Genomic DNA, 22,774 nt, shown 5'->3' on the forward strand with positions numbered 1-22,774 from the left:
GTAAAAGAGCGCCAGTCATAAGAAAGGAGGCTGACATGTTTTTTCAAAGAAAGAGTATTTCCTGCCCGCTTATGTTTGAAAAAATCCCTTTATCGACTAGAATCGATGATCTAACTTTTATCGTTTTCGACACGGAGACGACGGGTTTCCAGGTGGCCACCTCTGACCGGCTCATTGAAATCGGCGCTGTTCCCGCAGGTGGATTGAAGGTGATGGAAAATGACCGTTTTCAGACATATGTGAACCCGGAGCGACAAATTTCTCGGGAAATAATTGAGCTAACTTCAATCACAAATGAAAAGGTGGCCGGTGCTCCGACAGCGTCTGAGGCTATTTTGGATTTTTTTGATTATGTACAGTCACACGAAGCGGTATGCCTTGTCGGACACTATGTCGGCTTTGATCATCTCGTGCTGAAAAGCGAGCTGAAGCGGGAAAAACTGGCGCTGAAAAAGCTCTTTACCATAGATACCCTTGACTTGATCGGATTTATTGCCCCTTCCTACGATATGCGTGATCTGGAACGATATGCAATGGCTTTCGGCACCAGGATTTATGACCGCCACAGTGCCATAGGAGACGCTTTGACCACAGCGTACCTATTTACCGAGCTGCTGCAGCAGTTTAAGGACAGAGGCTGTAACACATGGGGGGAATTGATTCAGGCAACAGACAGCCAGATGCGGTCGATGCAGTTTTGATTGTTTTATCTGACTATGATAATGTAAAAATATGTATTTTGGTTTAAGAGCAGGTTCTATTGAAAAATGGACTGCTCTTTAGATTTGTAAATGGGGGAAAAGCAGGCATGGATGCAGTGCAAATAATATTTTTGATATTGTTGTGGGGTATTCCGATCATCCGTTTTATGAAGATTTATAGAAAGCTGGAAAAAGAGGAGCAAGAAGAAATAAAAGCATCATTTAAAAATCCCTTATATTATCTAGGAGATGGATTTGGGCACCTTGGTCTCCTTTTGATATTTACCGGAATGATTATAGCTGTTCCGGTCGTCCAGCATATCGGTGCAGCCCTGCTTTTCGTAGGATGGTTTTATGGAGGTGTTGAACTATTGGATGTTAGCTATAAGAAAAGTGCCGGAGTGATCTCCTTTTCAGTTATAGCAACAGGTGCTTATTATTTCTTTTTGATATAACTGAATTTCTGAGAGTATGGAGGATACATGATAAAAGTTCAAAATATAATACCTAATTTCTCTCTTTTGCTAGTCTTAATAATTATTAATATATCTTCTATTCCAGCATACATAAAAATGATTTTTGCTATCTTTGCCATAACTTTTATATTTCCGGCTGGCCGGGAGATTATGTTCAAAAGCAAACTTAGAAAGGTAAGAGTCGCTTTATATACCTCAATTGTTTTTTCATTTGGATTAATCTTTATTTCTAGTTTAATGAGTTTTTCTATCGATGAGGAAATCTTTGCTGGATTTTTGTTAGTTTTTTTCTTTAGTTCTATTGGGGTTTTTTGTTATGGAATACCAGCTTCCATCCTCGCAGAAGTGATTTCCACTCGCTATGTGAAGAATCGTAAGCTGGTCTCCGGTTTAATCCACATTGGTTTGGGACTTTTTACTGTGTTTTTCGGACTGTTGTCAGAAGACCTGGAACCCGGCGTCTTTATTCTGCCAACTATATGTTCTGCCATTTTCTTTTTAATTGATGAGTTTACAAGGAAAAATGCTTAGAGTGGCCTCTAAGCATTTTTATATTACTGAATATTAATCAATGAACCATTTTTAAAAGTAACCAGGACCCGCTGTCCGGCTAACTCTTGATACTGCCCTGCTGTTCCGTATGATACTTTTAATGGAATCGCCTTGCCATCCGTCTCGAACTCGACGGTAAAGTTATCGGCTGCTCCATTAACGGTCGCTTCCATAACTTCTGTTTTACCCGGGATGACAAGGTGTTGGCCAATTAATACCATATCTTTTTTTAAACTATTGGCCGTCTTTAATTCTTTAAGACTTACACCAAAACGCTGAGCGATATTGAAAAGTGTATCCCCGGCATTGACTTCATAAAAACCTTCGTTTGTGTCATGACCATGATTTGGCACAAATAATGCTTGTCCAACATAAATGGAATCTTTGACTAATTTATTCTCTTTCTTCAAAACTGTTACGGTCACACCGTATTTTTTTGCCAGAGAGAACAGGGTATCGCCTTTTTTTACGATATAGGTCCCAGCTTCAGACTCTACAGGTACCTCGAGTTTCTGTCCGGTTATGATGAAATCTGAAGATAAAGCATTCACTTCCTTCAGCATTTCAACCGATGTATCATATTGCTTTGCCAGGCTGTAAAGTGTATCGCCTTTTTTTACTGTATAAAAGGATCCGACAGCATCTGTTTTCTTTTGGCCGACTCCGATCAGCAAACCTGCAGCAACCGATCCGGCAACAGCTGCACCGATCAATTTTCGATTCCTTTTCAAAGTTTTTCTTCTTTTTTCTTCTCTAATTCTCTGTTTTCTGGTTTGTCTGTAGGTAATCAAGTCTTCTTCTCCCCCAATGAAAAATAAACTCCTTTACAAAAATTCGTTATATAAAAGGTTTTTATGTACATAAATATGGGTATATAGGAAAGTTTTTCTGCAACAAATAGTTGTACTTTTCAAAAAACTTTACGAAACCTTGTCCCTATTGCTTTTTTCGTGCATATATCCTCAACCAAGCTAATAAAATGTTACAAACCTGACAAAGAGAGTGTTTGAGGTGAGGAATCGTTTGAACAAATATGAGGATTCAGCCGGGGACATGATTATTCATAGTAATTTTCAGAAGGGAATCTCCTTCTGCCGCAACCAATCACTTATTGCGGAAAGCAGTATTGGCCGATAGAAGCGAGTCTCATTTCACACTTCTCACATCCAATTTAGGGAGGGCGAGTGGTGTGCACGATTACATCAAAGAGAGAACAATCAAGATTGGAAAGTATATCGTGGAGACGAGAAAAACAGTTCGCGTCATTGCGAAGGAGTTTGGCGTGTCCAAAAGTACAGTCCATAAAGACTTGACAGAAAGATTGCCTGAGATTAACCCTGACCTTGCCAATGAAGTAAAAGAAATCCTGGATTACCATAAATCGATCCGCCACTTAAGAGGCGGGGAAGCCACGAAATTGAAGTACCGCAAAGAGGAAAGGGAAGAAGAACCTGTGAAGTGAAAAAATCCGAATTAAACAGATTGGAGGGAACGTAATTCAGCTTTATAGCCGTTGACGACATATCAATAAAAAATGCCCAGCTTAGATCCAGAAAAGCCGGGCATCGCCACAAAAGGCGTGTATGATTCTGCTTTAATACATAGCGGAGGCTGCCGCCTTTTTATTATGGGGGAAAAGGGACAGGCAAGTAACTTCATGCATATCCCTGTTTGTTTTATCGCAAGCCGGTATTCTTCAGCCTTGCTTCCCTTTCTGCAGCTGCGCGTTCAGCAGCCGCCTTTTCTGCTGCCTCTCTAGCCTCTTCTTCTCTTCTGATTTCATTCGCCGCTGCAACGATATCAGGGCCGATTGAGAAAAGCAGTGTTTGCAGTTCGGAAATTTCCCTGCTAATGCTGCTAATCGCGTTATTGATATAAACCATTTCCTGGGCCTGCCATCCGCTGTTAAGATTCCCTTTGAAGTCCTGCAGCCTGCTCTTGATCTCATTTAATTCCTGCGCATACTCACTGATTCGATTTGCCTGTGCATACGCCTGGCCAACATTAATCTTCACCTGAATCACCTGCTCATATTTTTAGATTCTTTGATTATAGTATGGTTTTGAAAAAAATCCCAATAAAAAATAAAAGGAAAAAGAAAAATTTGGATTATATTAGTTAAATTTGGGTTTTAAAGGCATTTCTTTCGGGTAAAAAGAACTAGTTTTATTGCAAATGGAGTTATTTACAATCCGTCAAACATACTTATCAATACTTAGACAGTGTAAAATTAGGACTAATATCCCTAATTTTCCATTTGTGGGGGTAATTAGTTGAATATAATTCCTAATATTGTAAGATATTTATATATTTAGAGATGCACCTAAGGTTAGATGTAAAATTACACTTTTTGAGATAAAATGGTAAAAAATATGAGACTGCCACTATACATAGAGTGAAATATAGATATTTGGATGGGGAGGTTTTGAGGTGATTCTCACACTTTTTGACCGGAATCAGGTATTCGATCTTGTTTTGCCTGAACGGGTCACAGGAAGATACATACTGAACACTGAAGATCAAGAAAACAATCCGGTTGATATGCTGGCAGTAGAAGCGGAAGACGGACAGTGGTACCTGAAATCGAATAAGCATGCATTCTTAAAGGATAACGCCAACGAAATACAATCTAAAGTCCTCATTGAACCATTCAAAACGTATACCATTCACCGTAACGATGATCAATCTGCGTTAGTCTATGTCGAGCCGCAGACAGCGGACCGTAATGAATTCACGAAACATATCGCGACAGGCAATGTCATTAAAATCGGTCGGTCACAGGACAGCCAGATATGCTTTTCGAACAAACTTGTATCCGGAGCACACAGCGTCATCGAATACAGCAGCAATGGCAAGGCAGTCATCAAGGATTACAACAGTTCAAACGGTACATATGTGAATGGGGAAAGAATTAAGGAAAAGGCACTGGCTGTTGGTGATGTCATTTTCATCATGGGCCTAAAAATCATTTTCAATGGCCGCCTTTTGTCGCTGAACAACCCGCATAAATCGGTGTTCCTCGACCGTAATGCCTTCAATTCATTCATTGCCGAGAAGCCGATAGTCGAGAAAGAAATCAACCTTGATGAAATACATATGGAAGAAGAAAATGACCAGCTGTTTTACCGTTCCCCGCGCTTCAAGCGTGATATTGAGGAAGCGACCATAAAAATCGATCCGCCGCCATCGCAGCCGAATCTTGATGAAACACCGTTGATGCTCTTGTTGGGTCCGTCCATAACGATGGGGATGGCTTCCCTGTTTACCGGTCTCCTGACATTGCAGAACGTAATGCGTACCAACGGGGATATTATGATGGCGATGCCCACGCTCGTTATGTCCATCAGCATGATGATCGGTACCATCCTGTGGCCGATTTTAACAAAAAGATACGAGAAAAAGCGCCGGATCAAACTTGAAGGCATCCGCCAGGAGAAGTATTCAAAGTACCTTGCGGAAATGAAACAGGTTATCGCGGACGAATGCAAGCACCAGAGCGAGATCTTGTTTGAAAATCACGTCACACTGGAAAACTGCCTGACGCGGATCAAGCGCCGCCAGCGTAATCTCTGGGAGCGAGGAATCGGGCAGAATGACTTTTTAAAAGTGCGTCTTGGTATTGGTGACCTTCCGCTTAACGCCGAAATTAAGTACCCGGAAAAACGCTTCATGCTGGAGGATGACAACCTTCAGGATGAGCTATATCAGATTGTGGAGAAGCCGCAGATTTTAAAGGATGTCCCGGTCACGGTTGATCTTACGGAGGAGCGGATCAGCGGGATTATTGGCAGAAGGGAAGAAGTGAAAAGCTTCGTCCAGGGATTGATTTTTCAGCTGACAGCCTTACATAGCTACGATGAGTTAAAGCTGGTGTTCATTTACGACGAACACGAGCATGATACTTGGAAATTTGTGAAGTGGCTGCCGCATGTTTGGGATGATGGCAAGACAATCCGTTTTGTCGCCACCGATGCGAATGAGATCAAAGAGCTTTCGGCTTATTTTGAAAAAGAAATCAGTGCACGCCAGGCGCTTGCAGAGGAAGAGCTGGCCGAACTTAATCAGCATTATATCGTCTTCTCAATGAGCAAAATCCTCGCTTCTAAGGCGGAGATGATCAATCAGCTTTTAAAAGAAAAGAAGAATATCAGGTTCAGCCTGGTCACACTCTATGACGAACTGAAAAACCTGCCGAAGGAATGCACGAATGTCATTGAGCTCGACAAGAGTTTTTCAAAAGTCTATGACAAAGACGATATTTCCGGTAAATATGTAGGTTTCAGCGCGGATAGCTATCTGGAGGAGAATGCGGAAGAACTGGCAGTGAAATTGGCCAATATCCAGCTAAATACCTCACAGAAAGCTTATACCCTTCCTGATATGCTGACATTCCTGGAAATGTTTGGCGTAGGTAAAATCGAGCATCTAAATGCGTTGACGCGATGGAAGGAAAATAATCCAGTCTATACAATCCAGACGCAAATCGGTGTCGATACGACGGGCGATCCGTTCATGATTGATTTGCATGAAAAATACCATGGTCCGCACGGTTTGATTGCCGGGATGACGGGTTCTGGTAAAAGTGAATTCATCATGACGTTCATTTTATCGCTTGCGGTCAATTACCACCCGGATGAGGTGGCGTTCATCCTGATTGACTATAAGGGCGGCGGCATGGCGAATGCGTTCGAGGAGCTGCCTCACCTGGCAGGAACCATCACGAACCTTGATGGAGCAGCTGTTAACCGCTCACTGATTTCAATTCAGAGTGAGCTGAAGCGCCGCCAGGCTATTTTTAGCGAAACGAGCAGGGTCGTTGACCAGAGTAATATTGATATCTATAAATATCAGAAACTATACCGCGAAGGCATGGTAACAGAGCCGCTGCAGCATTTGTTCATCATATCCGATGAGTTTGCCGAGCTGAAGGCCCAGCAGCCTGAGTTCATGGATCAGCTTGTCAGTGCGGCGCGTATCGGCCGAAGCCTTGGCGTCCACCTGATCCTGGCGACACAAAAGCCTTCTGGTGTCGTCGACGACCAGATCTGGAGCAACAGTAAATTCCGCATCAGCTTGAAGGTGCAGGAAAAAGCGGACAGTATGGAAGTCATCAAACGACCTGACGCCGCGGAACTGAAGCAGACTGGACGATTCTATCTCCAGGTCGGCTTCAATGAATTGTTCGAGCTTGGGCAGTCAGCCTGGGCAGGGGCACCTTACTATCCGTCCGACAGGGTCGAAAAGCATAAGGATGACAGCGTCGTTGTGATCGATGACCTCGGCCGTGTCATTAAAAATGCCCGCATTGATAGGCGAAAGACAGCGGTCAAGAACCCGCCGAAGCAAATCGATGAGATTACGGAATATCTGTCAAAAATGGCTCAGCAGGAGAATATCAAGGTCCGCCAGCTATGGCTTGAGCCGATTCCGGAGCTCATTTATGTTGATAAGCTGAAAAAGAAATATAGTGTAGTCCAGCAAGGCTTCGAGCTGAATCCTATCATCGGTGAGTTCGATGATCCAGCGAATCAGAGGCAGATGGTCATGAGGATGCCGATCACCCAGGAAGGAAACGCAGTCATTTACGGTATTGCCGGCAGCGGCAAGACGACCTTCCTGACGACGATGCTTTACTCGCTTATGGAAGAGCATACGCCGAATGAAGTGAATTTTTATCTGCTCGACTTCGGTTCCGAGACCCTTACCTGGTTCCGCGAAGCGCCGCATGTCGGTGACGTCATGCTTTCACATGAAAGCGAGAAGATCCACAACCTGTTCAAGATGCTGACAAGCGAGATTGAACGGAGGAAAAAGCTGCTTTCCAATTATGGCGGCGATTTTATCACCTACAACGAGTTGTCGGGTGAGACACTGCCATCCATTGTAGTGGCGATTCACAATTACGCGGCATTCTCGGAAATGTTCGAGGAGCTGGAGGAGGGTATTTCGTTCCTGACACGTGAGGGCTTGAAGTATGGCATTTACTTCATCGTCACTGCAATCAACACAGGAGCGATACGCTACAGGCTGCTGCAGAATTTCAAGCAGATGTATGTGCTCCAGCTGAATGATCAGAGCGAATACTCTGGCGTACTGGGCAATACGGACGGAGTATATCCATCCAAATCGAAGGGCCGGGGCATTTTTAAGACAGATGCCACATATGAATTCCAGACGGCTCATATCACAAGCGATATAGACAATATGTACACCTTCATCACAGAGTATTGCAAAGACTTGCGTGAATCATGGACGCAGCCGGCTGCAATGCGCGTTCCAATCCTTCCTGAAAAAGTGGATCTGGACTACCTGCGTGATGAAGCTAAGAATATGAACAGCAATAAAGTGCCAGTCGGAATCGAGAAGAACTCGCTAAAGACAGCTCACTTTGATTTCCTTGGCAGCTATATAAATGTTGTGACCGCACTTGAGAGTGACCAGTGCTCAAGCTTCATGCAAGGTGTGGCTGAAATTTTCGCCGCCACTGAAGGCAGGGAGATGATCATCATCGATCCTAATGAGCGCTTTGCGGCAGGCAGCACACAGGATTACAAATATATTTCCGAGCCATCTGAACTCGAAGACACGATTGTCTACCTGTTCAATACACTCGTCCACCGAAACAATACGACGAAGGATGCAATAGAAGCAGGAGAACAGCCGCCAGTGTTCGGCAACATTACCTGCATCATCGATTCCTTCGGCGATTTGATGATGTACTTGTCGCCTGATGGCCAGGATAAACTCAAGGTTTTCATGGAAAAAGGCAACGGCCTCAATGTTAACCTGCTCATCTCGGACAGTGCAGATAAATTGAGTTCAGTCTCATTTGAAGCCTGGTTCAAGCAGCATGTATCGCTAAGCGATTTCATCTGGGCAGGCAACGGCATCACCGACCAGTACGTCATGAAGCTCGGCAAGGTGACAAACGATATGTACCAGGAAATCCCGCCTGGTTTTGGATATGTCGTAACAAAAGGAAAGGCAACACTCGTGAAGCTTTTATCCTCAGTCGAAAGCAAGCAAGAGGAGGTAGCGTACCATGGATAAGGTGCTCGTAGAGGTCTTCATCCCCGCCTCTGAAAAATCATTCGACGTCTTCCTGCCGCCCGAAAGCAAACTGCACGAAGTCGTCTACCTGCTCGCAGGAACCATGACCGAACTGTCACAAGGATACTTCTCGGCAACACACGACACCATCCTCTGTGACCGCAAGACCGGCACCATCCTGAACATCAATCAGACCGTCGAAGAAACCGGGTTGATGAACGGGGCGAAGCTGATGTTGATATAGGGATATGGGGACAGTTCTCTTGTCCCACGGGAAGTGAACATAATGGACGGTTATCAAAACTGGACCGTCCCTGTTTTTAAACGGAAGGTGTGGAGAACGTGAAGAAATGGATCAAGCTGGCTGCGGCAATCTTATTTGTAATTATGGGAGGTGCGGGTTGTATGAGTTCGGAGGGTAAGGTTCTTGCAAAATTAGAGGAGAAATATAATCAGAAATTCACTGTCGAGGGCGTGAAGGAAGGCAGTAAGATTTTTGCTCAAATGTACGGGAAAGATCGGCTGACTGTTCATCCGGAAGGGAACAAAGAACTGGTTTTCCTTGCTCAGGAAGTTAAAGCAGAACAAGGGGAATTCAAGGATAATTTCGTCCAGGCAAAATGGGCAGAAGAGTTGAAGGAAAAGCTTTCGGCTGAAATCGAAAAAGAGCTGCCGCCGGGTACCCCATATAAAATACAATTGTTTATTCCAAGCAAAGGCATAGAAAAATCCATGGCCGAAATCCCAGTCCAGGATTACTTGGATAGAAATAAGGATTTGTCGGTTGTGTTGCTTGCAGGTATTAAAACAGCTGCTGAGCCAGAGGTGGAAAAGTACAAAGAAAATATCTACAACCTTTATCAGTTGCTGAAAGGACTTGGTACCACAGGTTATTCAGTGACTATCGGCTTTGTCGATGAATCGGAAGATATTTCAGATTATGTCCGCACTTCTTATATCAATAATATTTCCTGGTCGAATCTGGATGCAAAAGTATATGGAAATATCACAATAGACGAACGCCATGACTCAGAAAATCCAAGCAGCGGAGTAGACCCGTCTTTAATACTGGAAAGTCCGGATGCTGTTATAAAGCATTACGAACCAATTGGGGAGTGAGAGGATGGCACTTGATCAATTGACTGATGAAGAAAAGAATCTTCTTTTACAGTTATCGTATATCGACCTGCCCCCCAACTTAAAGATTGATGATCGGAACACCTACACATTAACTGAAATCATCAAAAAGATTGAACATAATGATGTTCCTGTTGATGAAGACCGGCTAGCTAATCTTAAAAACTATTTAAATGATCATGCAGACTCACCCTTGAATAGTGTCAGGCTGACAGGTTACCAGAATCATAACCCAAATGAAGCGAATAACACGAACGGGGCCTCGGAGTCAGGTTTTGTTGGCTATGCCATCAAGGATAATGAGGGAAATGGGGCCGTTTTGTTCCGGGGCAGTGAAAACCCGGGAGATTGGAATCATTTGCGGACTGACTGGAAGGGAAATATTGAGGCCGGTGTCAGTATTGAAACGCAGCAGCATCGAGAAGCAATGGAGTTTTATGAAAAGAATGTCGCGATGATGGAAGGCGCTATCACCATTTATGGTCACTCAAAAGGCGGCAACCTTGGCTCCCATGTGTATGTGAACGATCTGAGGGAAAATGTGAACGCCTATATCGTCAATGGTGCACCATTATGGTGGTTCAATCTTGATGACAGCCAAAAAGATGCCTTAAAAGGCGACCGGTTCACTTTTATCACTTACGAAGGCGACTTCGTTTCCCATCTGGGATACGGTCCTTATGTTGATAAAATTGTTAAATTGAATAAGGAACATGGAACCTATGGGGATCCTTTTTATCCGCATTATGAGACGAGTGTGAACTTCAATAGTGATGGAAGCCTTGCTGACGCCCGCGACCCGGATAAATGGCTGGTCAGGGATATTGCCCGTGACCTTTACTACTCGTTTGGCAGCTCTGTTGCCAATTTAGTGAATGGAGCGGTTGACCAGGTGAGGGAAACTGCATCAGCTGTAGTGGGTGAAGTTAGGGAAGCAGCGGCTGCAGCCATGCAGCAGGCTAGAGAAGCGGCTATGGCGATTACATCAGCAGCGGTCAACATCGTTTACACCACCTGGCAGGGGATGATTGACGCAGCAAACTATGTAAGGGAACAAACAGTGAGGTTCATTTCCGGTATCCAGAACTTTGGCAGGCAGCTTGCAGCGAATGTGGGCAGGTTTTTAGATACTGTTGCCAATAGGGTTAGGAGTCTTTTTACCAATGCGATGGATTTCTTTTCAGGAGGAAGTGTCGCTGTCGAACCTTATATAAAAGTAGACATCCCAAGGCTGTTCTACTACGCCAACCGTCTACGGTCCGTTCAAAAGCGAATCGCCCAGCTCAATGACATGATTGATGATTTGTACTGGGAAGCTGGAATTGCCGGGCTGGATAATGTCCTGGCTGCTGATATCAGCACTTCGTTCGACTTCAGGATCCCGGAGAGCATTAATTATCTGAACAACACGGCGGAGCTTTTACAGAAGAATGAAAGGTTTCTTGCCGGAAAAGCCAGTTCAATCAGGGGGTAGATCATGGATCCTAAAGTGAGAAGCAAGATTAATAGAATTGCTGCTGAAGCTAGTGCCATTGCCCGTGAACTTGATGATATCTCTAACGGTCTCAGCCATGAATTCAAAGGCATCGGTTCGGTAAAAGCTGCTGCGGGATTGCGTCGTTCCGCGGAAAAATACCGCTATGTAAGCTATAAGTTAAGAAGAATATGACTCTATTAGAGTTCATATATGAACATGACTTGAAAGGAGGTGAATAAGATGGCAAGATCAATCACTGTTGAACCAGCAAAGCTTGAGACGACTGCTAACAAGATTGACCAGCAGGCAGCTGACTATGAAAGAAACTATAAAGCTCTTTTCAGCGAAGTGGAAGGCATGGCCGCAGCATGGCAGGGTACCGATAACCAGACATACACTGCACAAATCAAAGGATTCATGGACGACTTCCAAAAGATGACTCAGTTGATGAGACAATACTCTGAGTTCCTGAAAACGAGCGCGAAGACATACCGCGAAACTCAAGGCGAAGTTATTAACCAGGCTAAGAGATTGAGCAACTAATCCATAACATAACGCAGGAGGTGAAATACATTGGCAGGAGATGGAATCAAAATCTCGCTCGGCGAGGTTAGCAAAACGGCGGGCCAAATCCGCAACCTGAACCAGCAATTATCCACTAGATTAGAAGAAATCAAGAAGGACATGAACGCACTTGCGTCATCATGGAACTCTGATGCGTCCAACACAATCCGCGGCAACTTCAACTCATTGGCACCACGATTTGAAGAATATCGCCAGGTCGTCGACAGCTATGCCAAATTCTTGGATAACACTGTCACAAACTACAACACTGCAGAAACAGCAATCAACAACAACGCCAGCTCTTTTAAGTAATCACTTTTTACAGAGGGTAGGGGGCAAGCAGCGAGTGCAGTTTGCCCTTCTGTAAAATCCAGCAGGCAGAAAGTTCAAGTATTTTTCCCAACCGTTTAAAAAAGCTGACCAACCGGGAATAAAAGCACTCCAACCGGGAATATCCGTCGACCAACCGGGAATAAAAGCGCTCCAACCGGAAATATCCGTCGACCAACCGGGAATAAAAGTGCTCTAACCGGAATATCCGAGAATTAGCAGGTTGAAAAGCTTTCATTGTCTCAAAAATACGGACGACTATTAATAATACGTAATTAATTTCTAATAAAGCTGCAGAACCGTAAATAAAATTGCCAGAAACATAAATAAACCTATTTGAATCACAATTTCGAGGCTGGGGTCTTTTAAATCATACATAAATTCAAAATTGGAGTCGAAGCGCGATGATCAAACACGTGGAATTTAAACTGGAAAGCTACGGAATCTCAAAATTCCTTTATTATCATGCGGGCAGCAAGTCGGATATCGATGGCGGCCAGGTGGAGCTGCTGAGGGCGAGCCGGGTAGCGGGAATCCTGCCGTGCCATGCGATTTTAGAGGGCGACAACTGCTTTCTTCGCTATGACATGATTTCCGATAACACGCTTGAAATGCTGAATTCCGCGGCGGCGACAAAGGAGCGGCTGTACAACAGCTTCCTTAACATTGCTGAAACACTCGTGGATGCACAAGAAAGCGGCCTGGATATCGAGCATTTCGTGTTTAGTCAGCGTGAGATCTTTATTGATAATTTTTCAAACAGATTAGTTTTTATCTACCTTCCAGTAAAAAATAATATTTTTGAAAAGGTATCACTTAAAGACTTTCTGCGTGAATTGCTGCTTTCGGCTCCTTACGATGAAGATGATGATGCCGCATTTTTTGTTAAACTCCATAACTTTCTGGTCGAAGCGGAGCACATCACGCCAGAACATCTCCTGGAAAAAATGAACGAGCTGGCCGGAGATGAAACACTCTTACGACAGCCTTACAAAATGCCAGAGAAACCAAAGCAGGAACCAGCACCGCCTGCAGCCAAAGCCAACGAAGAAACTCTCCATGAAGAACCGGAACTTGAAATACCGTCCATCAACCCGAACTTCTACAGCCCGGGCAGTGAGGTCCACACTGTCAAAACAAGTGTCGACAATGGCGTGCTGACCTCTGAATACACGAGCCAGAAGAAGGATGTAAAAACAGGACGCAATCTCGAAATCGAGGAAGAGGTTAACTACAAGCGAATCACGAGGGCTGAGCTTGGTGAGAACAACGCGCTGTTAAAAGAAGCCTCAAAACTAAGCGGGGGTACCTCGATTAATATCCAGCCGGCACTGGCCAATCTTGAACCTGAAAATGAAGGCACAACAGTGTTGGGGGTTTTTCCTGACGACGAGGATGAGGGCACAACAACTCTCGGACATTCATTGCGCAGGCCATTTTTACTGGCTGTTTCCAAAAATGAAAAAATCACGATTGCCAAGGACTTTTTCAAAATTGGCCGGGATCCAATAAGAGCGGACTTCGCATCGGAAAACAAAGTGATAGGCCGGGTCCATGCTCATGTAATCATATCGAATGGCGAATATTTCATTGAGGACAATCACTCGACAAACGGCAGTTACGTCAACGGCGTGAAACTCACGCCAAAGGAAAAAGTCAAAATCAAACACGAAGACAGAATCAAGCTGGCGAATGAGGAATTTATTTTCAGGCTTTATTAAGGTCAAATCAGCTAATCAATTGGGGGTAGCAAAGTGGCATTTCAAGTGGCCTATCATACCGACATTGGAATCAAAAAGAAAACGAATCAGGATGGCTTGTTGCTGAAAACTGCGAAGACGCCTGAAGGCGAAATCGGCCTGTTTATCATCTGCGACGGAATGGGCGGACTTTCTCACGGTGAACTGGCAAGTGCCACGGTAATCAGGGGGATGTCTGACTGGTTTGATCTCGAACTGCCGGAGCTGCTGGAGTCAGGTACCGTTGAAAGTGACATTCCCGCCAAGCTTGGGGAACGTATACGCGAGCTGAACAAAAAAATTCTTGAATATGGAGAGGCTTCGAACGTAAAGCTCGGTACGACGATTACGGCTTTGCTCATCCTCCATAAGCAGTATTACATTCTGCAGATTGGGGACAGCAGAGCGTACAGAATTAATGACAAGCTTGTAAAACTGACCGAGGACCAGACGCTCGTCGAACGAGAGCTCAAGCGGGGGAACATTACCGCAGAACAGGCAAGGATCGACCCGCGTCGGAATGTTCTGCTCCAGTGCGTGGGTGCAACAAAGGATATCAACATCGTCATTACTTCAGGCGAAGTGGAAAGCGGAACAATGTTTATGCTCTGCACAGATGGTTTTTACCATGAGATTAGAGATGAAGAAATCCTCGCCAACCTGAATCCGCAATATTTTACAGAAGAAAAAAGCATGAAGGATAAGCTCGTTGAACTTGTCGAGCTCGCAAAAGAACGCCAGGAAACAGACAATATTTCGATTCTCCTGGCAAAAAGGGACATGGGGACGGTTCTCACGTCCCACTAATAGGGGTGCACAAGAACCAGCCCACGTTTCTGGGAGGAATGACTTTGATACAAATTGGCACGATTATTGATGACAGATATGAAATATTGAAGGAAATCGGGCGCGGCGGCATGAGTGTCGTCTACCTGGCGATGGACAATCGGCTCAACAAGTCGCTCGTCGTCAAGGATATACGCAAGCGCAGCAACAGCAATAACGAGCTGCTGATCAACAGCCTTGTCGTCGAGGCGAACATGCTGAAAAAGCTCGACCATGGCTCGCTGCCGAAAATCTATGACATCATCGAGTCCGAAGGCGACATTTATGTGGTGATGGATTACATAGAGGGTGAGTCGCTGAAGGAACGTCTGAAGCGGGACGGCAGAATTCCTGCAAAAGAGGTCATCGAGTGGGCAAAGCAGCTGAGTGATGTGCTCGGGTATCTGCATTCCAGAAAGCCGTATCCAATCATTTACCGCGACATGAAGCCGGATAACGTCATGCTGACGCCCGAGGGGAAAATCAAGCTGATTGACTTCGGGATCGCTCGTGAATTTAAAACCGAGAACCTCTCTGACACTACGAATCTCGGGACGAAAGGGTATGCGGCCCCCGAACAGATTTCCGGCCGGCAGACGGACGCGAAAACGGATATTTATAGTTTGGGTATCACTCTCTACCATCTCGTCACCGGGAAAAGCCTGAGTGAACCGCCGTTTGAAATCAGGCCTATACGTGAGTGGGATCCATCGCTTCCTGAAGGCCTCGAGCATATCATCAAAAAATGTACCCAGGCGGAGCCGGCGAACCGGTACCAGAGCTGTGAGGAGCTGAGTTATGACCTCGAGCACATCAACAGGCTGACAAAGGGCTACAAGAACATGCTGATCAAAAAGCTAGCCATGTTCCTTGTTCCGGCGGTATTGTTCCTGGCGTTCACAACCACATCTGCTCTGGGCTACAAAGGCATGAAAAACGAGCAGTTTCAGGATTATATGAATCTAGTTAATCAAGCAAGCATTGCCTTGATGGACGGGGAGCAGACGGAAGCAATCAAGCTTCTCGAAAGCGCGACCCGCGTAGACAAAGAACGCCCAGAGGCATATATCAATCTGCTTGATTTATATATTAATAGAAATCAGACCGACGAAGGACTCGCCAAGATGGAATCATACATACAGGATAAATACGGGGCAGTCCACGAGAATAACGAAGTTCTTTTTAAAATGGGGATGACCTATTTCGATGTGAAAAGAGATTATAACAATGCACTTAAATACTTCCAGCAGGTCGATGAAAAGGAACTTCCGGATGCGAAATATTACAAGTCGCTGGCAACGACAATGAGCAGCCTGAACGTGGATTATGCCAAATTTGCCGGAGACCTTCAGGAATTTCACGAATACAATGACGGCCTGGCTAACGACAGCAAAAAAATCGATAACTACAACTCTCTTGCAAATATCTATATTTCATATAAAAGCCAGATTCCGGATGCGAACACACAGGCAATCGAAATTGTCCAGAAGGCGAAGGAAGTGCTCGAAAAGCTTGAGAGCGAGCAGCTTCAATTCAAATACGAGATGGAATTCGAACAGAAGCTGGCACAGGCGTACTACAGCCGCGGCGTGAATTCCGAAGACCAAGCGAGTGCCCGCGAGGATTATGAAAAAGCAATCGAACATTACAACAACCTCCTCGATTTGAACGTTGCTGACCAGGAAGATGTCTACGTTAAAATTGGCGTCATTTATCAAGAAATGGGTGAATTCTCCCGGGCAGTCGAGCATTTCAGGAACACGGCGCTGAAAAAGTTCCCTGAAAGCATCAACGCCCATGTGAAGCTAGGCAACCTGCTCCTGGACATTGAACAAAACAAAGAAGAAGGCAAACGGAACTACGCCGAAGCGAAAAAAGTCTATGAAAAAGCAGGCACCCTGCCTGGTGTCAAAGAAGATGAAGGCTACAAAAAACTCACTAGACGCATGGAAAACTTGAATATTCTCTAGCGGAGCGCAAGCGGAGGAATGTACATTTGCTTCAGAAAAAAAGCAATGGTTACGTTCCCATGCTCCCAAGGAAGGCAGTTGAAGAAGATTGGCATACCAGATCATGTTTTACGGCGGTTTGGCAGGCGCAGTGATCACGCTGGTGATTGCGATTCTCGCCTACGTAAAACTCAATATAGCCCAGGTCATCACAGATCTTACAGGCTGGAATTTTCCAGGGGCAGGGAGAAAAGCCAGGAAAACGACCGGCAGCCAGACCGATACCATCACGAAGCCCACTACAAAGGAAATCCATGTCCGTAAGAACGTCGAGAAGGAAGTCGCTGCTGGTGAGTATGCGGAGCCAACGGAGAAAATGGCAAGCGGGCAAATGGAACCAACAGCGCTTTTGAGCAAGGAGAGCTTCAAACAGACAGCTTTGCTTAAACAAGAGGGACTTGAGCCGACAGTGCTGCTCATGCATGACGGGGATGAGCCGACAGCTTTGTTGGCTGAAACTCCGGTTCGGGAACCAGTAGCAGTCGGAACTTCAGCCGGCGGGAGTGCCTCCCATGAAGCACCAACCGAGACGACCATCCTGTCCGACTGGAATGAAACCACCGTCCTTACAGCAGAACCAGATGACATGGATGAAACAACACTATTAGACGACATCAATGAGACCACCTTGCTGACAGAAGAAGAACCACGTTTTCAGAAACAAGTGGATATTATGATTGTCCACTCCAATACCATCATTTAAAAGGAGAATGAGAAATGCTCGAACCAAGGAAAAAGAAAAGGCGGCCTAATAAATGGGCCATCGTTCTTCCGATCTTATTAGTATTGATCTCTTCTGTTTTGGTTTTCAATGGGAGGGTTTGGTCGAATGAAACCGAAGCTAAGAAATATATTAATTTTGAGGGATATCAGTGGGAAATGAAAGATCAACCTACAAAAGATATATGGACAAAAAAAGATGAGGTAGCTTTTCTTATTGATTTAAAAGAAGACTATGAAAGAGTACAAGACCCAATAAAAATTAACCCTACCACTAATAACCCTGTATCAGTTACTGTTAAGCAGTCAGATAATAAATTAATCTCAGATATATCCATAACGCCAGTAATACAAAATGACGAATTTTCTGGCTCATATGAAGTGAAAATAAAATCACTTCAGGATGGGGGGGTTGATATTAATGTTGTCATTTCAGAGAATAATATTTGGGGAAACTCTCCTTCGAGCAATTCCTTCAAGGTATTTAAAGATTCAACTAGTCCTGTTGTAAAATTATTAGATCCTGACGGAAAACCAAGTAGTAATTTTTATGATAAAGATATAAACCTAACTGTCGAAGTTTTAGAGAAAAATCTCAAACCTGGTTCAATAAAAATATTCAAGAGCAAAAACGATGGCCCTAAAGAATTATTTACTTATGAAAATAATGATGGTGAAAGTTATACCAAAACACTTACTTTCGACCAAAATGGAGAATATACAATAACTGTAGTAGCAGAGGATTTCGCTGGCAATACTGTACTACCTGTTGAACCGCTCCAATTAACAGTCTCAAAAGAAGATTATAAACCTGAAATATCGGTAATCAATCAAACTGATAGTGAGAAATCAATAAATGAGTGGGAGCATGTTAAAACTGCGAAAATTGGGATAAAAGTTGAAAGTGCAGTTTCAATAGGAACTGCAAATCTCATTCTTTTGAAAGATGAAAAAGAAGAAGTCTTAAACCAGCCTATGGAAAAGGATGGGAGAACAACAAAGATAGTAGAATACCAAATCCCACAAAAACCTGATGGTTCTTATGAAGATGGTAAGTATACAGCAATCATCACTGTTACAGACCTGCATGAAAAGGGCAAAGAACATGCCCCTGTATCTTTTACGTTTATAGTTGATAATACACCACCTAAGTATACATACAACGTGAAGAATGGCAATAGTTATAACGAGTCTCAAAATGTTGAAATTGTTTTGGATGAACTTAATCTACAGTCAGCAGAAGTTACTTTAATAGAAACGAGTATTGACGGTAGGGAGGATATTACTAAACCGACGATTAACAACGGTATTGCCAAATTTGAAGCAGTTAACGATGGAGAATACACTGTTAAATTCCTGGCAACTGATAAAGCAGGAAATAAAAATGGGGACGATGGGGAGCCAAAGTTTATAAAGTTCAAAATAGATAAGGAAAAGAAACCTGATATATTTATTGAGACTAGTAATCTTTTTAATGAGGAAATAAACGGGAAATATTTTAACGATGATACAAAAATTGAGTTCTCGGTAAAAGATATAACACTTAATCTACTAGAAACTTTTTTAACTGTAAAAAAAGGGTCGGAATCATATACTGAGATTAAACCGTTTACAGAATTGTTATTCACTGGTCATACGGACCATATCTTTACAAAAGACGGTGTGTATGAGATTTTCTTAAGTTCCAAAGACTATGTTGGCAGTGACAATTCTGTAGGTCCTATAAAATTTACGATTGATAAGACTCCACCAGATTTGATTATAACCGGGTTAAAAGAAGAAGAAGATTATGGTGGAATTCAAGATTTTAGTGTGAAAGTACTTGATTTGAACTTCGATGTTGAAACAACTAAAATCATTATTAAACGTGATGGAGAGAAACTTGATTATAAACCCACGGTAGACTTAATTGAGGAAGATGGAAAGAGCGGTGCTCTATTCAAATACAGTTTTACTGATGAAGGTAATTATGAAATTGAATTTGATATTAAAGATAAAGCCCAAAATCCGCCAGACAATAATACTTCTGTGAACTTTTCAATCGATAAAAAACCTCCTAATGTAAAAGTCAGTGGAGTAGAGAATAATGGCCATTATAGAAGTGTGAATTTTACAGTTGGTCTTGAAGATCTAACTCTTGACATTAAGAAGGGAAACCCAAAAGTTAAGGTGACAAAACCTGATGGTAAAATTACTGAGTATTCAAATTGGGATGAAGTTAAGAAGGACGGAAGGTTAAAGACAACCAACCAATCACTTTCTTTTACTGATGAAGGAGATTATAAAGTAGAGTTTTTAGGCCAAGATTTAAAAGGAAATAATATTTCCGAAGAACCAATCTATTTCACAATTGATACTACATCGCCAAAGATAAAATTGAATGGAATTAGTGATAATTCTTTTATCAAGAATGGCTCAGTTGATTTAGAATTAACCGAACGTAACTATAAAGTTAGTAATATCGAAGTATACTATTTACTGAATGGTTCCGAGAAGAAACATAAACTTTCTTGGAAAAAAACTGGTGAAGTATCTAAAGAAAGTTATCCGTTTAGTAAAGACGGAGATTATGAATTTTATATTTTAGTAACAGATGGGGCTGGAAATATAGATGATAAAAAAATAGCATTCACTATTGATAATAAACCGCCAACAGTAGATATAACAAAAATTAAACGTTATAATAACGAACCTCAAAAAGTTACCATTAGAGTAACTGAGAAAAACTACGAAAACAACAATGTAAATATAACTGTAACAAAAAAAGAGGAAGTAGGTGGAAAGCCAGTAGATTATCATATTGGTGAATGGAAAAATGTTAAAGAGGTTTCCAATCTAAGTCACCTGTTCGACCGCGATGGCGAATATGAAATCACTGCAGAAGCAACTGATGCTGCAGGGAATAAAGGTGATACAGAGAAGATCCTTTTCACCATCGACAAAACAGACCCAACAGTAAATTTGTTGACAGACATAGAAAATGGTCAAAACTACAGAACCAATATGCTGGTTAAGATGAGGGCAGAAGACCGAAATATTGACTTATCATACACAGAACTAAAAGTTGAGAAAAATGGTAAGCCGTACAACGTTGGCAAGTTGAAGTTGCTTGCTGATTCAAAAACAGTTGCTGTAAATAGCTATACATTCTTTGATGAAGGCAAATATGTAATCAACCTAAAGTCAACGGACAAAGCTGGCAATACGAAGAAACAGGACCAAATTGCCTTCATCATCGACAAAACCAACCCAGTCGTAAAAATCGATGGCGTCGAAAACAATTCTTTCTATCCTGAAAACAAAAACGTCACGATCTCGATTGATGAATTGAATTATGATACGAACAATGTGAGTATCAGTGCAACAAAAGATGGAGCCGGATTCCCTATCGGTACCTGGAAGAACACCGGTAAGCTATCAAAATTAGGATATAATTTTACCAGGGACGGTCTTTACACAATCCATGTCACAGCAGAGGACAAAGCCGGTAATGGTCCTATCACTGAGAAAAGGACGTTTACCATCGACGAAACCAAGCCGGAAATCGAGATTACAGGTGTCGAAAATAATGCCTATTACAATGTTGATAAACCTGTTAACGTTACAATTAAAGACGTGAACCTTGATATCAACAAAATGACTGTCACAAGGAATGGTGCGCGATATAACGCAGGCGGCTTCTCTGTAAATGGAGATCTTGCTTCCTTCCGCCACAACTTCAGCGGAGAAGGTGAATACCACATCCTGGTTGAAGCAACCGACAAAGCGGGCAACAGTTTCAGCAAGACGATGAAGTTCACCATCGATAAGACGAAGCCAGTCATCACGCCGAAGTTCAAAGGACAGAATCGTGTCATTAAGAATGGTGAGTATATCAATGAAGTATTCACTCCGGAGTTTGCCCTGGATGAAGCCGAGGATATGATTGTAACCGCGACACTGAACAATGGCGCAAACCTTGGCAGAAACATCCCTGTTGCTGCAAGGGAAATAAAGTACACATACAAGGTTCTTGCCCGCGACAAAGCCGGCAATGAATCAACACTGGAAATCAGCTTTACACTTGATACTACAAAGCCGATGCTGAATATTTCCGGCGTACTCGATGGATTCTTCAATAAGAACATCGCGCCAAAAGTGACGTATTCAGATATCCATCTGGATAGCAGCAAGACATCAGTAACCTTAAATGGCAAGACATTCGAAAACGGAACAAAGCTTGAGTACGAACAGGATTATATTTTGAAAGCAGTTGTCACAGACCTGGCTAAAAATGTTTCATCAAGAACAATTGTTTTCACAATCGATAAAACATCGCCTGTTATTAAGTTCAAAGAGCCAATTTCGAATAAGTATTTCAACTCGGACCTTCTGCCACAGCTTTTGATCGAGGACATGAGTTCTTATGACATCATCGCGATGATGCTTGACGGCAAGCCATATGAAGCTGGCGAACCGATCAAGGAAGAAGGAAAACACGTCATGTTCTTCGAGGTGAAAGATAAAGCAGGCAACATCCAGCAGCTGAGCGTCGAGTTCATCATCGACAAAACTGCACCAAAGGTAGTCTATGAAGGTGTAAAAAATAAACAGAAATACTATGACCCAGTTGATGTCGCCATCCGCCTCGATAATCCGAATGACAAAATAAAATCAGTCATGATCAACGGTGAAATGTTCGAAGGTGACGTAATCGAGGAAAATGGCAACCAAGTAATCAAGACCAAACTGGCGAAAATCCAGCCATATAAAATCGAAGTAACTGCCTATGACGAAGCCGGCAATGAAAAAACAACGGTCATTGCATTCGAAATCGTCGAAAAGGGAGCGTTAGTTAAGTTTTATGAAAATAAACCTTTGCTGGGCGGGACGGTTGCTGGTTTAGTAGGATTAATCGGAGCTGCAGCAACTATGATGGTTAGAAGACGCAAGTTGAAAGTTGAAGAAGAATAATAAGTGAAAAAATCCAGAGGAATCAATCCTCTGGATTTTTTGTCGAAAATAATAGGAAAAATGTACTGTTTTATAAAAAATAATCAGAATTTGTAAATAATTGTAGTATAGTTATATAGAACTAAAACTTTATAACTATTCAAGTAAAAGGCAAACCCGTTGAAAGGCGGGGACGCAAAGCTTCAGGCCTAAGGTGGGTATATCCTATTATGGCGGCTGGGTTGCCGTGAATCATTCATCC

The 22,774-nt window shown here is 43.1% G+C and carries 18 protein-coding genes and 1 riboswitch; of the genes, 16 read left to right on the forward strand and 2 right to left on the reverse strand.

The features are described 5' to 3' along the window. The first annotated feature begins 35 nt into the window (after positions 1-35). From B5X77_RS06605 to B5X77_RS06615, 3 genes are all read left to right on the forward strand, one after another. On the forward strand, positions 36-701 hold the full coding sequence (locus B5X77_RS06605; RefSeq protein ID WP_079506378.1) for a 3'-5' exonuclease: 666 nt from the start codon (positions 36-38) through the stop codon (positions 699-701). Positions 702-808: 107 nt separating this feature from the next. Next, positions 809-1,156 carry a hypothetical protein gene (locus B5X77_RS06610; RefSeq protein WP_139378315.1) on the forward strand — a complete coding sequence of 116 codons (348 nt, stop codon included), beginning with the start codon at positions 809-811 and terminating at the stop codon, positions 1,154-1,156. 27 nt (positions 1,157-1,183) lie between these two features. Next, positions 1,184-1,708, forward strand: a complete 525-nt coding sequence (locus B5X77_RS06615; RefSeq protein ID WP_079506382.1) for a hypothetical protein — start codon at positions 1,184-1,186, stop codon at positions 1,706-1,708. A 23-nt stretch (positions 1,709-1,731) separates the two neighbouring features. Here B5X77_RS06615 and B5X77_RS06620 read toward each other — a convergent pair whose 3' ends face one another. Next, the gene (locus B5X77_RS06620; RefSeq protein WP_079506384.1) at positions 1,732-2,520 is read right to left on the reverse strand and encodes a LysM peptidoglycan-binding domain-containing protein; all 789 of its coding nucleotides are present in this window, start codon (positions 2,518-2,520) and stop codon (positions 1,732-1,734) included. A gap of 398 nt (positions 2,521-2,918) precedes the next feature. Between B5X77_RS06620 and spoIIID the strand changes: the two genes are divergently transcribed. After that, the gene (gene spoIIID / locus B5X77_RS06625) at positions 2,919-3,191 is read left to right on the forward strand and encodes a sporulation transcriptional regulator SpoIIID (protein ID WP_079506386.1); all 273 of its coding nucleotides are present in this window, start codon (positions 2,919-2,921) and stop codon (positions 3,189-3,191) included. 214 nt (positions 3,192-3,405) lie between these two features. Here spoIIID and B5X77_RS06630 read toward each other — a convergent pair whose 3' ends face one another. Beyond that, entirely contained in the window at positions 3,406-3,744 is a 339-nt protein-coding gene (locus B5X77_RS06630) for a hypothetical protein (RefSeq protein ID WP_079506388.1), read from the reverse strand. Positions 3,745-4,159: 415 nt separating this feature from the next. Here B5X77_RS06630 and essC point away from each other — a divergent pair, with 415 nt between their 5' ends. The 12 genes from essC (at position 4,160) to B5X77_RS06690 (ending at position 22,533) form a co-directional block, all read left to right on the forward strand. Continuing rightward, complete coding sequence (essC, locus tag B5X77_RS06635; RefSeq protein ID WP_079506390.1) at positions 4,160-8,779, forward strand: type VII secretion protein EssC; 4,620 nt, start codon at positions 4,160-4,162, stop codon at positions 8,777-8,779. After that, positions 8,772-9,023 carry a methyltransferase gene (locus B5X77_RS06640; RefSeq protein WP_079506392.1) on the forward strand — a complete coding sequence of 84 codons (252 nt, stop codon included), beginning with the start codon at positions 8,772-8,774 and terminating at the stop codon, positions 9,021-9,023. The genes essC and B5X77_RS06640 overlap by 8 nt, the downstream gene beginning before the upstream one ends. A gap of 98 nt (positions 9,024-9,121) precedes the next feature. Beyond that, positions 9,122-9,898: a hypothetical protein gene (locus B5X77_RS06645; protein ID WP_079506394.1), complete on the forward strand. Its 777-nt coding sequence runs from the start codon at positions 9,122-9,124 to the stop codon at positions 9,896-9,898. A gap of 4 nt (positions 9,899-9,902) precedes the next feature. Further along, positions 9,903-11,390: an Mbeg1-like protein gene (locus tag B5X77_RS06650; protein WP_079506396.1), complete on the forward strand. Its 1,488-nt coding sequence runs from the start codon at positions 9,903-9,905 to the stop codon at positions 11,388-11,390. Between the two features lie 3 nt (positions 11,391-11,393). Next, positions 11,394-11,585, forward strand: a complete 192-nt coding sequence (locus tag B5X77_RS06655) for a hypothetical protein (RefSeq protein ID WP_079506398.1) — start codon at positions 11,394-11,396, stop codon at positions 11,583-11,585. Positions 11,586-11,633: 48 nt separating this feature from the next. After that, positions 11,634-11,936, forward strand: a complete 303-nt coding sequence (locus tag B5X77_RS06660) for a WXG100 family type VII secretion target (protein WP_079506400.1) — start codon at positions 11,634-11,636, stop codon at positions 11,934-11,936. 30 nt (positions 11,937-11,966) lie between these two features. Then, positions 11,967-12,269 carry a pore-forming ESAT-6 family protein gene (locus tag B5X77_RS06665; RefSeq protein ID WP_079506402.1) on the forward strand — a complete coding sequence of 101 codons (303 nt, stop codon included), beginning with the start codon at positions 11,967-11,969 and terminating at the stop codon, positions 12,267-12,269. 422 nt (positions 12,270-12,691) lie between these two features. Then, entirely contained in the window at positions 12,692-14,008 is a 1,317-nt protein-coding gene (locus tag B5X77_RS06670) for an FHA domain-containing protein (protein ID WP_079506404.1), read from the forward strand. A 33-nt stretch (positions 14,009-14,041) separates the two neighbouring features. Further along, complete coding sequence (locus B5X77_RS06675) at positions 14,042-14,833, forward strand: PP2C family protein-serine/threonine phosphatase (RefSeq protein WP_079506406.1); 792 nt, start codon at positions 14,042-14,044, stop codon at positions 14,831-14,833. Between the two features lie 38 nt (positions 14,834-14,871). Then, positions 14,872-16,821, forward strand: a complete 1,950-nt coding sequence (locus tag B5X77_RS06680) for a serine/threonine-protein kinase (protein WP_306807292.1) — start codon at positions 14,872-14,874, stop codon at positions 16,819-16,821. Between the two features lie 88 nt (positions 16,822-16,909). Next, positions 16,910-17,563, forward strand: a complete 654-nt coding sequence (locus B5X77_RS06685) for a hypothetical protein (RefSeq protein ID WP_079506410.1) — start codon at positions 16,910-16,912, stop codon at positions 17,561-17,563. A gap of 14 nt (positions 17,564-17,577) precedes the next feature. Continuing rightward, positions 17,578-22,533, forward strand: a complete 4,956-nt coding sequence (locus B5X77_RS06690) for an Ig-like domain-containing protein (RefSeq protein ID WP_079506412.1) — start codon at positions 17,578-17,580, stop codon at positions 22,531-22,533. A gap of 139 nt (positions 22,534-22,672) precedes the next feature. Next, a riboswitch (cyclic di-GMP riboswitch) is annotated at positions 22,673-22,762 on the forward strand. Positions 22,763-22,774: the final 12 nt, after the last annotated feature.

The sequence above is a fragment of the Mesobacillus jeotgali genome, assembly GCF_900166585.1.
Taxonomy (GTDB): domain Bacteria; phylum Bacillota; class Bacilli; order Bacillales; family Cytobacillaceae; genus Mesobacillus; species Mesobacillus jeotgali_A.

Coding starts and splice junctions, on each gene's coding strand:
- B5X77_RS06605 (WP_079506378.1), top strand. CDS start 36: ATGTTTTTTCAAAGAAAGAGTATTTCCTGCCCGCTTATGTTTGAAAAA.
- B5X77_RS06610 (WP_139378315.1), top strand. CDS start 809: ATGGATGCAGTGCAAATAATATTTTTGATATTGTTGTGGGGTATTCCG.
- B5X77_RS06615 (WP_079506382.1), top strand. CDS start 1,184: ATGATAAAAGTTCAAAATATAATACCTAATTTCTCTCTTTTGCTAGTC.
- B5X77_RS06640 (WP_079506392.1), top strand. CDS start 8,772: ATGGATAAGGTGCTCGTAGAGGTCTTCATCCCCGCCTCTGAAAAATCA.
- B5X77_RS06650 (WP_079506396.1), top strand. CDS start 9,903: ATGGCACTTGATCAATTGACTGATGAAGAAAAGAATCTTCTTTTACAG.
- B5X77_RS06655 (WP_079506398.1), top strand. CDS start 11,394: ATGGATCCTAAAGTGAGAAGCAAGATTAATAGAATTGCTGCTGAAGCT.
- B5X77_RS06660 (WP_079506400.1), top strand. CDS start 11,634: ATGGCAAGATCAATCACTGTTGAACCAGCAAAGCTTGAGACGACTGCT.
- B5X77_RS06670 (WP_079506404.1), top strand. CDS start 12,692: ATGATCAAACACGTGGAATTTAAACTGGAAAGCTACGGAATCTCAAAA.
- B5X77_RS06680 (WP_306807292.1), top strand. CDS start 14,872: ATGACTTTGATACAAATTGGCACGATTATTGATGACAGATATGAAATA.
- B5X77_RS06690 (WP_079506412.1), top strand. CDS start 17,578: ATGCTCGAACCAAGGAAAAAGAAAAGGCGGCCTAATAAATGGGCCATC.